The organism is Stenotrophomonas sp. X (assembly GCF_055721025.1).
Genome location: NZ_CM146756.1, coordinates 2597325 through 2611216, shown reverse-complemented (window position 1 = coordinate 2611216; position 13892 = coordinate 2597325). Strand labels below are relative to the sequence as shown.

The 13892-nt window shown below is 65.3% G+C and carries 14 protein-coding genes; 5 read left to right on the top strand and 9 right to left on the bottom strand.

The window, feature by feature from the left end:
* Positions 1 to 12: 12 nt before the first annotated feature.
* The gene (locus ACZ75I_RS12135; protein WP_472957956.1) at positions 13 to 1335 is read left to right on the top strand and encodes a Smlt3024 family type IV secretion system effector; all 1323 of its coding nucleotides are present in this window, start codon (positions 13 to 15) and stop codon (positions 1333 to 1335) included.
* Positions 1336 to 1386: 51 nt separating this feature from the next.
* Here the strand turns inward: ACZ75I_RS12135 and ACZ75I_RS12130 are convergent, their stop codons facing one another.
* Both ACZ75I_RS12130 and ACZ75I_RS12125 read right to left on the bottom strand, forming a co-directional pair.
* Entirely contained in the window at positions 1387 to 3528 is a 2142-nt protein-coding gene (locus ACZ75I_RS12130; protein ID WP_472957954.1) for a TonB-dependent siderophore receptor, read from the bottom strand.
* A gap of 72 nt (positions 3529 to 3600) precedes the next feature.
* Positions 3601 to 4245 carry a TetR/AcrR family transcriptional regulator gene (locus ACZ75I_RS12125; protein ID WP_099486536.1) on the bottom strand — a complete coding sequence of 215 codons (645 nt, stop codon included), beginning with the start codon at positions 4243 to 4245 and terminating at the stop codon, positions 3601 to 3603.
* An 82-nt stretch (positions 4246 to 4327) separates the two neighbouring features.
* Between ACZ75I_RS12125 and ACZ75I_RS12120 the strand changes: the two genes are divergently transcribed.
* Positions 4328 to 5851, top strand: a complete 1524-nt coding sequence (locus ACZ75I_RS12120) for an FAD-dependent monooxygenase (protein ID WP_472957951.1) — start codon at positions 4328 to 4330, stop codon at positions 5849 to 5851.
* 8 nt (positions 5852 to 5859) lie between these two features.
* Here the strand turns inward: ACZ75I_RS12120 and ACZ75I_RS12115 are convergent, their stop codons facing one another.
* From ACZ75I_RS12115 to ACZ75I_RS12085, 7 genes are all read right to left on the bottom strand, one after another.
* Positions 5860 to 7563 (bottom strand): hybrid sensor histidine kinase/response regulator, encoded by a 1704-nt coding sequence (locus ACZ75I_RS12115; protein WP_180870673.1) that lies wholly within the window; start codon positions 7561 to 7563, stop codon positions 5860 to 5862.
* A gap of 185 nt (positions 7564 to 7748) precedes the next feature.
* Positions 7749 to 7925 carry a hypothetical protein gene (locus ACZ75I_RS12110; protein ID WP_472957949.1) on the bottom strand — a complete coding sequence of 59 codons (177 nt, stop codon included), beginning with the start codon at positions 7923 to 7925 and terminating at the stop codon, positions 7749 to 7751.
* A 16-nt stretch (positions 7926 to 7941) separates the two neighbouring features.
* A complete protein-coding gene (locus ACZ75I_RS12105) occupies positions 7942 to 8190 on the bottom strand; it encodes a hypothetical protein (RefSeq protein WP_005417258.1) in 249 nt (82 codons plus the stop codon).
* A gap of 113 nt (positions 8191 to 8303) precedes the next feature.
* Complete coding sequence (locus ACZ75I_RS12100; protein WP_072168099.1) at positions 8304 to 8549, bottom strand: hypothetical protein; 246 nt, start codon at positions 8547 to 8549, stop codon at positions 8304 to 8306.
* Between the two features lie 124 nt (positions 8550 to 8673).
* A complete protein-coding gene (locus ACZ75I_RS12095; RefSeq protein WP_111175854.1) occupies positions 8674 to 8943 on the bottom strand; it encodes a hypothetical protein in 270 nt (89 codons plus the stop codon).
* 143 nt (positions 8944 to 9086) lie between these two features.
* On the bottom strand, positions 9087 to 10298 hold the full coding sequence (locus ACZ75I_RS12090; protein WP_472957947.1) for an MFS transporter: 1212 nt from the start codon (positions 10296 to 10298) through the stop codon (positions 9087 to 9089).
* A 127-nt stretch (positions 10299 to 10425) separates the two neighbouring features.
* Positions 10426 to 10845: an HD domain-containing protein gene (locus tag ACZ75I_RS12085; protein ID WP_049415052.1), complete on the bottom strand. Its 420-nt coding sequence runs from the start codon at positions 10843 to 10845 to the stop codon at positions 10426 to 10428.
* Positions 10846 to 10975: 130 nt separating this feature from the next.
* On the opposite strand from ACZ75I_RS12085, the gene ACZ75I_RS12080 reads away from it, so the two are divergent.
* The 3 genes from ACZ75I_RS12080 to ACZ75I_RS12070 all read left to right on the top strand — a co-directional run bounded on the left by ACZ75I_RS12080 (position 10976) and on the right by ACZ75I_RS12070 (position 13819).
* Positions 10976 to 11233: a hypothetical protein gene (locus ACZ75I_RS12080; RefSeq protein WP_472957946.1), complete on the top strand. Its 258-nt coding sequence runs from the start codon at positions 10976 to 10978 to the stop codon at positions 11231 to 11233.
* 35 nt (positions 11234 to 11268) lie between these two features.
* Positions 11269 to 12948 carry a type IV secretory system conjugative DNA transfer family protein gene (locus tag ACZ75I_RS12075; RefSeq protein ID WP_061480696.1) on the top strand — a complete coding sequence of 560 codons (1680 nt, stop codon included), beginning with the start codon at positions 11269 to 11271 and terminating at the stop codon, positions 12946 to 12948.
* A gap of 424 nt (positions 12949 to 13372) precedes the next feature.
* Positions 13373 to 13819, top strand: a complete 447-nt coding sequence (locus ACZ75I_RS12070) for a hypothetical protein (protein ID WP_032954281.1) — start codon at positions 13373 to 13375, stop codon at positions 13817 to 13819.
* The last annotated feature ends 73 nt before the right edge of the window (positions 13820 to 13892 follow it).

Sequence of the window (13892 nt, the reverse complement as noted above, 5' to 3'; positions counted from 1 at the left end):
AAGGGGCAGGGTATGAGTGGATTGACCGAACGCGATCTGAGCGTCCTTGGCAGCTATGCCAGAGACGGCAACCGCGAGCTTTACTGGAACTACCTGTCGCAACTGACGGGAGCCGATGGATACGGGACACTGGCACTGGGTGTTGTACGCAATGACAGCCTGCCTGGACGCGTCGCGAACGCGTATGCACAAAGCTACGCAAAGACCCAGCAGGACGAGGGATCCCGGTTTTCAAATGCACAGTTGACGGAGCGGCAATGGGAATCCTTTGGGCAGACCCTGCTCGAAAGAGATCTTGAGTTGCGGCAGCAGTGGATGAACGAGCGCCGTCCAGACCTGGCACTGAATCTTCCCGGCAAGGACGTGATGCTGGCTCACGACCGGGCATTTGAACGGCATGAACTTGATCCCAACTGCTGGACGCCGCGCGTGTTGCTGCAAGCGGCTGAGCAGAAGAGCGGCCCCGAGAAGCTGGAACAGATCTGGACCAACATGCTCAACAATGACTACGCCGGAGGCCCGCGCGTAGGCAACACCAGTGTCGATGCCGTCAGCCAGATGGGATGGGTGAAGGGCGGCCAGTACCTCACCCGGTTGAGCGTGCTGGAAGCCACCCAGGCGCTGGAGGGCCGCTCAGCAGTCGATCCGAACGTCATCGGTGGCAACAGCTACTACGCGATGTACTTCGAAGCGGACAGGAAGTGGGCCAGTGTCAGCGCGGGCGGCGGCCACATCTCGATGCGGGAGATCACCGACCCCGCACGCATCGCCGAACTCAATGACACGCGCGAGGTCCGTCTGGAGCGCCAGGAAAAACGCACCCAGTTCCACCCGGACGACCCGTACCGGACCATCACCCGCAGCCCGCTGACCGCAGCCGTGGACTACGTGCCGGATCCCTCGCAGGCACCGACCCGCCTGGCCGACATTGGTCCGGGCCACCGCGACTACGCACTGATGCAGCAGGTGCGCGAAGGCGTGGCCGCGATCGATGCCAGCGCGGGACGTACCCACGATGAGAACAGCGAGCGCTTGGTGGCGAGCGTGATGGCATTGGCCCGTCGCAACCAGCTTGAACGGGCGGACCATGTGCTGCTGAGCGCGCAGACCGCCGAGCATCCGGCCGGCCGCAACGTGTTCGTGGTGCAGGGCGAGATGAGCGATCCCGCGCATCTGCGTGCCTCCATGCCTACGGATGTTGCGGTGCAGACGCCGGTTGCACAATCCCTGCAGCAGATCGAGGCTGCCAGCCTTGAGCGCCAGCAGGCGGCCATGCAGCGCCAGCAGGATATCGATCTGCAGGCGCGCGAGAGTCACGCGATACGTATGGGGTGACCAGGGCTGGCGCCGAGCCGAGTATGGGCACGGCGCTACCCGAGAGGCTCGTCAGAAGCTGTAAGCCGCCTGCACATACACCCGCCGCGGCTCGCCCGGGAAATGCCCGTTGCGTTCGATGAAGCCACTGGCTGCGTACACCTTGTCGAACAGGTTCTTGACGTTGGCCTGGAACTGCCACTGCTTCCACGTGGTCTTCCAGCTCATGTCGAATACGGTGTAAGCCTTGACCGCCTGCCCATCCAGGCTGACACGCTCGCCCACGTGGTCGGCGCCGAAGCCGATGGCCGAGTTGATCGACGGCAGGTCGTAGCGCGTCCACAGGCCGAGCTTGTTGCGTGGCGCATTTGCGAAGCGGTCGCCGGACGCATTGGTGATGCCGTTCGGTCCGGCGTCCTTTACCCGTGCGTCGTTGTAGGCGTAGGTCAGGTTCACCACCCAGCGCTCGGTCACGTCGGCCAGCAGGTCCAGTTCCATACCCGTGCTGCGTACCAGGCCCAGCGCGGCCAGCTGGTTCACGCCGTCCCGCACTTCGCCGGTGGCCTGCACGATGTTGCTGCGGTCGATGCGGTAGGCCGCCATGTTCAGGGTCACGCGGTCGGCCAGCAGGGACTTCATGCCGACTTCCCACTGCCTGCTGCGCTCGGCGTCGAACGGGCCACCCGCTGCCGGGTTCTGGTTGGCCGCGCTCTGCGGCACGAAGCCGCTGGCGATGTTGGCATACAGGTTCACGCCGTCCCGGACGGTAAAGGTGCTGCCCAGGCGCCAGCTGAGCGCGTTGCCATCCACGCTGTTGCCGCCCATGCGGTCCTCATCCTTGAAGCCATCCCAGCGCAGTCCGGTCAGCACGTGCCAGCGCGTGCCCAGCGCCAGCTCATCCTGCAGATAGCCGCCGTAGCGCTTGCTGCGGGTGGCGGTGCTGCGCCACGGCAGGGCGGCCAGGTTGTAGTCATGCCAGGTGCTCGCGCTATAGACCGGTTTGAACAGGTCGATGCCGCGCACCGGGCCGGCGCCGCGTGCCAGGTCGGCGCTGTTGGCGGTCTGCGCGGTGAAGTCGGCGTCGAGCTGGTACACGTCGGCGCCGAACAGCACCTTGTGTTCGATACGGCCGGTGTTGATCCGCCATACGGCATTGCCGCTGGCGGTGAAGGCCTCGTTGTCGCGGATCTGGTTGCGCAGCTGGCGCGTCATCCATTCGGCTACGCCGTCGCGGTCACGATCAATCAGCCCCATCGGCTCGTGGTACATCTGGTGCTCGTTGTTGCTGAACCAGCGCGCAGCAATGTCCACGTCCAGCGTATCGAGCGGTGCGAAGCGGTACTGCGCCAGTGCGACCCTGGCGCGCATGTCGAGGAAGTCGCTGGCCTCGTTGTGGTTCCAGCGCCGGTCGGTCAGGAAGCTGCCGGCATCGTTCACCGGCACGCCGCGCAGGCGGTTGCCGCCCAGGTTCTGGGTGATGTCGGTGAACTGCAGCACCAGCTCGCCGGTCTGGCCAACGTCGAAGGCCAGCGAGGCGTCGCCGATCACGCTTTCGCTGTCGGCATTCCAGCGCACGCCCTGCTCGCTGTCGGCATAGAGGCCGGCGCGATAGCGAATGCTGCCGCTGGCATTCAAGGGGCCGGTGCCTTCGATCGATCCGGCGCGGAAGTCCTTGTCGCCTGCCTGCAGCTCGATGCGGCGTTCGGCGCGCGCCTTGGGCTTGCGCGTTACATAGTTGATGACACCGCCCGCATCACCACCGCCGTACAGCGCACCGGCCGGACCTTTCAGTACCTCCACGCGTTCGATGTTGAACAGTTGCGGCACCGAGAAGCCGGCATAGGGATCACCGCGCAGGCCGTCGTAGAGCACGTTCTCCTGGCGGAACCCGCGCAGGGTGACGCCGGCATAGCTGAAGAAGCTGACGCCGCTGATGCTGCGGTAAAGATCGGTGACCTGGCGCGCAGCCTGGTCGTCGATCAGCTCGCGTGGCACGACCTGGATCGACTGCGGTACCCGCTCCAGCGGAGTATCGGTGCGGGTGCCGACGGCTGCATCGTTGGCGCGGTACAGGGTCTGCGCGCGGCCGCGGACTTCCACTTTGTCCAGGTCCTTCGGGGCGTCTGCGGGGGCATCGGAGGCCAGTGCAGGTGTAGCCAGGGAAAGAGGCAGCACCAGGCAGAGGGCGTGCTTGAGCGGGGTTGGAAGGGGCATGAGGGACGAGGCTGGGCTGCAAATGAGAAAGATTAGCATTTGCAGCACTTCGAAACCTATCCCCCGGATGCACTATGGACGCGGACCCGGGTCGGTATACGGAGTGCCGGCCAGGGCCACCAGCACGCCGGTGCCGCCGCGCACGATCAGCTGCAGCATCGCCTGGCGCGGATCCTCGCCCTCCTGCTGGCTGGCCAGTCCGTTCTGATAGGCCGCCACCATCGACGCCAGCAGCATCGCCGCACCCAGGCGTGCCTCGGCATCATCCGCTGGCCGCCCGACAGCGCTTGCCATCAACAGCGTGAGGTCGTCGGCCAGCTGTGCCTGCAGCCGTCGTGCGTGTGCCACCAATGCCGGGCTGTCGGCCACCGTGGCCCAGAAGGTCGCTGCACCGGAGTTGATCCGCAACAGCGGATGGCCGCTGTCCAGCAGCTCCCGCACCAGCGACTGGAAGGCGGCGAGCGGGGCCATGCCACGGCGCGCCGCCATGCCTTCGCGAAGCAGGGTCCGGGCCTCCTCATCGCGGTCGAATACCAGGTCCTCCTTGCTGGCGAAATAGTTGAAGACTGTCTTGCGCGAGACTCCCGCGGCCTCGGCGATCTCGGACATGGACACGGCTTCGAAGCCGCGGCGGATGATCAGTTCGGTGGCGACGTCCGAAATGGTCTGTCGGGTCTCGGTCTTGCGCTGCTCGCGGCGGCCCGGAGGCGGGGTCATGGGCGGCTCACTTGTGGAAAAGTACACCGAGTGTAACATTGGCGACACCAGAGCGCCGCCCCGGCGCTCACAGGGAATTGCCATGTTGTACGACGTCGTCATCGCCGGGGCCGGCCCGGTCGGCCTGTTCCTGTCCTGCGAGCTGGCCCAGGCCGGCTGTTCGGTCCTGCTGCTGGAGCAGGCTGAGTCGCCCAATTCAACCCTGAAGCGCCTGCCCTTTGGCCTGCGCGGCTTGAACGCGCCCACGCTGGAAGCGCTGGATCGGCGCGGCCTGCTGGACGCGGTCGCGGCCCGCCAGGTGCTGAAGCCGGACAAGGGCGCACCGCCGCCCTGCACCGCCCATTGGCTGGCGCAACCGCGGCCGCTGGGAGGCCACTTCGCCGGCATTCCTTTCGCCCTGGATGACGTGGACAGCGGGCGCTGGCGTGATCGCCTGCCGATCCCGGTACCCATGCAGATGGCGGTGGAGCTGCAGTCGCTGGAGGCGGTGCTGGCCGAGCGCGCAGTGTCACTGGGTGTGCAGATCGAGCGGGGCTGTACGGTGCAGGCAGTGCACGCACACGAGTCACAGATGGAGGTGCAGACCGCTCGCGGGCTGATGCGGGGGCGATGGCTGGTCGGTTGCGATGGCGCCCGCAGCACGGTACGCAAGCACTCCGGCTTCGAGTTCGCAGGGACGGCGCCCGAGTTCACCGGGTACACGCTGCAGGTTGAACTGGCCGATCCGTCGGTGCTCACCCCGGGGCGTCAGTTCACCGAATACGGCATGTGCAATTTCAACCCGCCGGGCGTGCTGGCGCTGGCCGATTTCGACGGTGGCGCAGGCCACCGCGGGCCACTGGACCTGCACGCCGCCCAGGCGTTGCTGCGGCGGGTGTCCGGGCGCCAGACAACGATCACCGAGTTGCATCTAGCCACCACATGGACCGATGCCGCGCGCCAGGCCACGGCCTATCGCAGCGGCCGCGTGCTGTTGGCTGGTGATGCGGCGCACATGCATTCGCCGCTGGGCGGGCAGGGCCTGAATCTCGGCATCGGCGATGCGATGAACCTGGGGTGGAAGCTGGCCGCCGTGGCGCGAGGCGACGCCGCCGAGACGCTGCTGGACAGCTATCAGGCTGAGCGCCATCCGATCGGCGCCCGGGTGCTCGACTGGTCGCGTGCGCAGGTGGCGCTGATGCGACCAGGCCCAGGGCAGCGCGCGCTGGCGGCGGTCTTCGCCGACCTGGCCGCGACCCGCGACGGCGCCACCTATCTCGCTGAGCGGTTGTGGGGCGTGGCACAACCACCGGTGTTCAACGGCGAGCATCCGTGGGTTGGCCAAAGCGTGCCTGACGTCCAGCTGGCCAATGGCGATCGCATGGGGGAGCTGCTGCGCGCAGGGAAGGGTGTGCTGCTGGGGCTCGATACCGGCGTTTCACTCGGCCCGATCTTTGCGCGCTGGCAACGCTCGGTTACCTGCGTGATATCCACGGCGCGCGATGCGATGGGACTGGGTGCGTTGCTGGTCCGCCCTGACGGTATCGTCGCCTGGGCCTGCAATGTCGGCGGCGACACGTCGGGGCTGGAGTCTTCGCTGGAACGCTGGTTCGGTTTGCCGTGGTGAACGGCGCGCTAGGGTGATGCCACCATGGCCTGGGCGCGGTGCCCGGTCTCGGTCATCACCGAGGCCAGCTGCTTCAATGAGTACGGCTTGCGCAGCAGGGTGAAGCCATGGCCAGGATCCCGCGCCAGCAATTCGCTGTAGCCGCTGGTGAGGATCACCGGAAGCTCCGGGAAGCGGGCGCGGATGGCACGGGCCAGATCCAGGCCGTTCATGCCCGGCATTACCACGTCGCTGAACACCACATGGAAGCGCGAGGCATCCCGTTCCAGCTCGGCCAGGGCCTCGTCCGCATTGCGTGCAAGGACCACGCTGTAGTCGAGTTCGCGCAGGGCGCCCACCGCAAATTCGGCCACGTCGACGTTGTCTTCCACCACCAGCACGCAGACGCCATGCCCATGCTGCAGCCCCGATTGCGCCGCCGGCCGTTCCGTCGTTTCTCCTGCCTGCGCCAGCGGCAGGTACAGCGTAAAGCGGGTACCGGCGCCCGCCTGGCTCTGCACGTCCACCTCGCCTTCTGACTGCTTGACGAAGCCGAATACCTGGCTGAGGCCGAGCCCGGTCCCGGCACCCACGCTCTTGGTGGTGAAGAAGGGCTCGAAGATGCGGTCGACGACGGCGGGGTCGATGCCTGCTCCGGTGTCGGTCACGCTGATCGCGGCGAAGTCGCCCTTCATCGGCGCGGCGAAGCGCACCGAAGGCACAGCGGTTACCTGCTCCACCTCGATGGTCACCCGGCCGTGTCCCTCGATCGCATCGCGGGCATTGACCGCGATGTTGATCAACGCAGTGTCCAGCTGGGTCCGGTCCAGCAGTACCGGCATCGGTGTATCGGGCAATGTCAACGACACCTGGATGCGCGCGCCAAGTACGGTGGTGATGATATCCGAGAGCGCGTGCACGCTTTCGCAGAGGTCGAAGACCTCCGGCGACAGGCTCTGGCGACGCGAGAATGCAAGCAGTTGCGCGGTCAGCTTGGTGGCGCGGTCCGACGCTGTTGCAATGGCCTGGATGTAGCGGCGCCGGGTGTCGTCTGCCGGCCACGTGTGCAGGAGCATGTCTACCGAACCGGTGATGACCTGCAGCAGGTTGTTGAAGTCGTGGGCCACCCCGCCGGTGAGCTGGCCGATCGCCTCCAGCTTCTGCGACTGGCGCAGCTGCTCGCGGGCCCGCACCAGTTCCAGATGGGCCTCCCGCGCCTGCTCGGTGATCGCCGCGACCTGGCGGCTGTGCAGGTCGCGCTCGATCACCCGTTCGGTCTGTTCGCTGACCACGCACAGGATGCCGGCCACGCTGCCGCAGCCGACGCGCAGCGGCGAATAGGAGAACGTCCAGAATGTTTCACGCAGCGTGCCGTCGCGATCCATCATCAACGGGAGGTTCTTGAAGCTGCGGCTGGTGCCGGCGAAGGCATCGTTGACGGCCTGCACCACGTCCGGCCATACGTCCTCCCAGACATCCTCCAGGCGATTGCCCATCGCGCGGTGCAGTTTTTCCCCCAGCATGGGCAGGTACGCATCATTGAAGAAGAACGCCTTGTCTTCCTTGCCCCAGGCAAGCCACAGGGGTTCTGGCGAATCCAGGATCATCGCCAGTAACGTGCGAAGTTCGGCGGGTGCGCTTGCGGCAGTGGCCGAGCGGGCCCAGTCACTGTCCTGCAGCAGTCGGTAGGCGAGCTGATCAGGTGCAGAGACTGGCAGGGGAAAAGGATGCATGGCCGCCATTGGCGCAGGAAGGTGGCGCAGCATAGCCGAGCGCATGTCATGACGCTCTGCACACCGCCGACATGAAAGGCCTCGCAACTTCGCCGCCGACGTGGCAGCGATGTACCCTTTGTTCCGCAGGTTGCCGCTATCGCGACGCAGCGCGAAGGGAGGCGACGCTGGCCTGAGCGGCGGGTCTAGCCCTCACGACCTGCCTGCGCGGTGAGCGCATCCCGGCCAGCCTCGGTGAGATCGATATCCCCGTCCTCTGCCTGTACACCCCATCCGGCGGTCACCGCCCACGTTGCGGCATCACCGCGCACCGGTTCTGCAGCGGCGATGACCTGGAGTATTTTCCGCTGTTCCACAGTCATTACCACGTCGCGGTCCTCAGATACCCAGCAACGACGCCGGTTGCCAGTCCGACAGACGGGCATGGCTGACCGGTTGATGGCAGCCGCACCCGTCGCAGCGGAACAATGCTCCACCTGGCAAGTGCACCAGATTGTCCTCACTGGCCGAACTGGTCGACGTGCAATGCCGGCAGGTGACCGTGAGCGCGGTGATGCGCTGCACGCCCCCTGACAGATCGAACACGGCCTCGAACGCGCGAATGACAGGGTGGGCAGTGTCCGGCATCTGAATCTCGACAGGGTGGGGAGACCTCATCGTCGCGCGCCGGTTGTGATGGGCCAGTCAGCCAGGTGCATGGACATGATCAAGACAGCCGCGGCAACCGGCAGCGCTCCATTTCAGAGATCCTTTTTCTTTCCGCTCAGGTCCAGCGGCTTGTCACTGCCGCCGCGTTCGCTCGACCACACTTCCACACCCTTGTTGCAACGGCTCTCGCGGGCAGCGACCTCGCGCGGCAGATCCTTCAGATGGGGTGACTCCTGGCAGGCCGGATGCATGGCGCTGTCGTCGTAGGTGGCGCAGGCGCTGAGCGACGCCAGAGCGATGGCAGTGAGGGTGGCGCGGAATGAAGGCTGCAGGTTCATGGGGTGGCCTCGGGTAATGCCAGGATGGCCATGGAATTCAAATCCGTGACGCCGGGCATGCACAATCGGACCCGTTGCACTTGTTATTCTGTAACAAATGCGCGATAGTCCGGCCCCTGCTGGGTCAGGCGATGCAGATCATCAGCACCATGCACAGCGCCACCATCAGCACGAACACACGACGGCTCAGCGCCAGGCAGGCCAGATAGGCTGCGAGCGCCCACGCAGCCAGCAGTGCACAGGCCACCACCCACAGCCCGATCCCCATCATCGAACCGGCTGCCAACGCGGACAAGGCAATGGCCTTGGACAACGCCACCCCCAGCACGCTGCCCAGCATGCCGGCCTGCAAGGCGATGGCATCGTGGCGGGCAGGGGCGCGGTGGTGGTGCATTGCGGGTCCGGTGCAGGCCGAGAATGCGGCGTCGGCTGCACTGTGCCCAAATGCACATCCACGAAATGTGTTCATCGCGCGTCAGGAGCGCGACAAAGACCGCGCAGTCGACCGATGGACCTGTGGATGCGGTCGTCCGTTCTTCAGTGGTTGCCGGCGGCGACGGTCTTGCGCTTCCTGTCCAGCATCACCGCCACGCACCACAGCAGCAGGCCGCCGATCGCGGTGGCTGCACCGACATAGCCGGTGCTGGCCGGGCTGAAGCCGGCGCTGATCGCCATGCCGCCCAGCCACGGGCCGAGTGCGTTGGCGGTATTGAAGGCGGCGTGATTGGAGGCGGCCGCCAGCGTCTGCGCTTCGCCGGCCACATCCATCAGTCGCGTCTGCAGCACCGCCGCCAGCGCACCCATGGTGCCGACCGTGATGATCATCGGGCCGATGGTCCAGACCGACTGTGCGGCCAGCGGATACAGCAGCAGCATCATGATCGACCACAGCAGCACCACGGCGGCGGCCTTGAAATGGAACTTGTCCACCAGCCAGCCACCGGCGATGTTGCCGATGATCGCGCCGATGCCGAACACGCCCACTGCCAGCGGCATCCACGATTCGGCCACGCCGGTGACCTGCACGAGGGTGGGGGCGAGGTAGGTGAACACGCAGAACATGCCTGCGAAGCCGACCGCACCGATCGCCAGCGCCAGCCACACCTGGGAGGTGTTGAAGGCGCGCAGTTCGCGCATCGGCGAGGTACGCACTTCGTCCGGGTCCGCCAGCAGGAAGCGCGCGATCATCGCCACGGTGGCAATGGCCAGCACGCTGACGAGGGCGAAGGCGGTGCGCCAGCTCAGCTGCTGGCCCAGCCAGGTGGTCAACGGGTTGCCGACCAGGATCGCGATCGACAGGCCCAGCAGCACCCGTGACATCGCCTGGCCGCGCTGGCCGGCAGGACTGATCGCAGCGGCCACCAGCATCGCAACGCCGAAGTAGGCGCCATGCGGCAGGCCGGCGACGAAGCGTGCCACCAGCATCGTGCCGTAATTCGGTGCCAGCGCGCTGGCCAGGTTGCCGACCGCGTAGAAGCCCATCAGCGCCAGCAGCAGCTTGCGGCGCGGGAAGCTGGCACCCACGAAGGCGAGGATCGGGGCGCCGACCACCACGCCGATGGCGTAAGCGCTGATCAGGTGCCCGACCTGGGTTTCGGAAATCGACAGGCCGCGGCTGATCTCCAGCATCAGCCCCATGCTGGCAAATTCGCTGGTGCCGATGGCGAATCCACCCAGCGACAGGGCGAGGATGATCAGGGTGCGCTGGCGGGGCGTCAGCCGCGCAGCCAGGGAAGAGTTGGGGCTCATGCGGGGGCGCGATGGGGCGGGGGAGCCGTCCATTGTACTGCTGCACTGCAACAGGAGCAGCAGTACTCAGGGCAAATCAGCGTTTGATCGGTGACACGCCAAAACTCCGCGTCGCCTCGCGGCCGGCTCAGATGCCCAGCGCCGCCCGGGCATGAGCGTATTTGTCGCGAAGGCGCCCTGCCGTGGTCCCGTCCAGCATCGCCAGCCGCTGTGGATCGGCGTTGTCATCCAGATCGGCGCGCTTCACTTTCAGTGCCAGCGGGTGGGCGGCAATGCGCGCGTAGTAGCTGTCCGCGTCAGGAGCTGCATCGCGGTTGAGCAGTTGCACCGCCTCGCGCAGCGGCGCCGGAAATACCTCGATCCGTGCGGCAAACGCCGGGCAGTCCTCGGCCACGTCATGCAGCCAGGCCACCACTTCGGCGTCATCGTCTCCGCGCACGGCGGCTGCCACCCGCGCCACATGGCCGATATAAGGCTGGCCGGCCTTGTCGATCTGCCCCGCGTGGGCCTCGGTGGCCAGCGTACGGGCAAGTGCTACCCAGTCCATTGCAGTCTCCTTGGATATCCGCGCACAGTTTCGCGCAAAAGCCGCAGCGGTTGTGGATGCGCCCATGACGCTGCCACGGGCATGATGGCGAGGCAGGGGACGCAGTGTTGCCCCGACAAGGAGGAGTGCGATGCAGGAATTCAGGCATGTGCTGGAAACCCGTGGCCGCTATCAGCTGGTAGCGGTGTCCTACGAGCCGGTGTACGCTCCCGGCGATGTGGTCGGCCATGCGGTCGTCGCCGACGATGGGGATCGTCTGACCGACCTGATATCACTGGCCGAAGCGCGCCAACGCTTGCTGCAACTGGTGCGTGAAGAGGGCGAGGAGCCCAGGCTGGAAAACGAGAACCACCTGCGGAAGAAGGCGTCGCGCTGGCGCCACCGCTAGGCCGTCGCGCCGCGTGCGCATCATGGAGGATTCGGGTGTTGCCCAGTAAGAAGTATCTGCTCATCGCCATCATCACGCTGGCGACCCTGCTGCTCGGTTTCGTGTTTTCCGGCTATCTGACCCTGCTGTTCCTGGGGCTGGACACCCAGCTGTTCACCTGGAACACCTACTACCAGTACGTCCACGCCATCGGCCAACCGCAGGTCGCGCCCTTCGTGGGCAAGATCAAATGGGCTGGCTACGTGGGCTTCGGCCTGCCCCTGCTGGTGCTGCTGGTGGCCGGCCTGGTGCTGCTGCTGAAGAAGGACAAGCGCTCGCTGCACGGCGATGCGCGCTTTGCCACCGGCGCCGACCTGGCCAAGCACGGCATGTTCAAGAAGACCGGCCAGAGCATCGTGGTCGGCAGCCATGGCGGCAAGCTGGTGCGCCTGGATGGCCAGCAGTTCGTGATCCTGGCCGCGCCGACCCGCTCGGGCAAGGGCGTGGGCGTGGTCATCCCGAACCTGCTGGAGTACGGCGAATCACTGGTGGTGCTGGACATCAAGCAGGAGAACTTCGACCTGACCAGTGGCTGGCGCGCCAGCCAGGGCCAGGAAATCTACCTGTTCAATCCCTTCGCCGAGGACCGGCGCACGCACCGCTGGAACCCGCTCAGCTACGTCTCCGATGATCCGGCCTTCCGCGTCTCGGACCTGATGAGCATCGCCGCGATGCTGTATCCGGACGGGGCCGAGGACCAGAAATTCTGGGTCAGCCAGGCGCGCAACGCGTTCATGGCCTTCACCCTGTACCTGTTCGAGAACTGGGACGACGAGCGCAGCAGCGGTTTCCCGGGCGGCGCCGGCACCCCCACGCTCGGTGCGGTGTACCGTCTGTCCTCCGGCGACGGCACCGACCTGAAGAAGTACCTCAAGACCCTGTCGGAGCGGCCGTTCCTCAGCGCCAACGCCCGTTCGGCGTTCGCCAACATGCTGTCGCAGGCCGATGAGACCTTCGCCTCGATCCTGGGCACCTTCAAGGAACCGCTCAATCCCTGGATCAATCCGGTGCTGGACAAGGCCACCAGCTGCAACGACTTCCTGCTGACCGATGTCCGCAAGAAGAAGATGACCATCTATATCGGCATCCAGCCGAACAAGCTGGCCGAAAGCCGGCTGATCATCAACCTGTTCTTCAGCCAGCTGATCAACCTGAACACCAAGGAACTGCCCAAGTCCAACCCGGACCTGAAGTACCAGTGCCTGCTGCTGATGGACGAATTCACCTCGATCGGCAAAGTGGAGATCATCGCCTCGGCGGTGTCCTACATGGCTGGCTACAACATCCGACTGCTGCCGATCATCCAGAGCATGTCCCAGCTCGACGCCACCTACGGCCGGGAAGTGTCACGCACCATCATCACCAACCATGCCCTGCAGATCCTGTACGCGCCGCGTGAGCAGCAGGATGCCAATGACTATTCGGACATGCTTGGCTACACCACGGTGCGCAAGAAGAACGTCACCCATGCCCGCGAGAAGACCCACAACTTCACCGAGGAACGGCGCGCGCTGATGCTGCCGCAGGAGCTGAAGGCGATGGGGCCGGACATGGAGGTGTTCCTGTATGAGGGCATACCGCATCCGGTGAAGTGCGACAAGATCCGCTACTACAAGGACCGCTACTTCACCTCGAGGCTGCTGCCGAAGGTGGATGTTCCGATGCTGAACGTCTAATTCACGACGCTTAATTTGTGAATTTGATTCGAAGTTAAGAATGTGAATTCGTGATTTCGGTCAAGAATTTGGCATTTGTTCATGGATTTTCAGACTTGTCTGACATGGAATTGACGCGTGGTTGTGCGACCCTGTGCCTGTCGTCCAGAAGTGTGTGCTGGATGTCGAAGATGTAGCAGCAGGGTGGCCAGGAGTTTGTGCCATGGAAACAAGGATGGTTTCGACGTTGGTGAGGTATGCGGATGTGTTGTCGGCTGCGCCGATGGCCCCGCGACTTGGTTGGCAGCCTTTGGGCTGCAGGGGAGCCGGAGTGGTTGCGCTGCACACAGCGTGTCCCTCCGATTCCGGCGTGCGCGATGCAGCGCCGGACGACCAGGGGACCAATGCTCGGGACTGCTTTTTCGTACGTCAAAGTGAAGCCCGTATGAATCAGGCGTTTATCGCGAAAATGTCCATCGCCGCAGTGGCGGCGCTGATGGTGGCCGGTTGCGCCACCAAGTCCGCTCCGGATTTCGGAGGCCGCTGGAAGCCGGTCAACCGCTTTGCTGCGACGACGACCGAAATTCCGCTGTACTCCAGCTACGTCTACCAGGCCTCGCCGATGGATGGCACGCTCAAAGCCATGCTCGAGCGTTGGGCCAAGGATTCCGGGCGCACGCTGGACTATCGCCTCAGCTCGGATTTCACCCTGTATGGCGCGGTCTCGAACATCGACACCACCAACGCACAGCAGGCCGTGATCGATCTGACCGCAGCCTATGCAGCGCAGGGCATCTCCGTCTCCATCGTTGGCAACCAGATCGTTGTGCAGAGCGCTGGCTCGACGCCGACCGCGTCGGCGCAGGGCGCTGATTCCAACAGCGGCACCTGAGTCCACCTCGAAATCATCGAACGTGCCGCTCCCCGCGCCTGTCGCAGGGGTGCCACGCCCATTGATGTTTCAG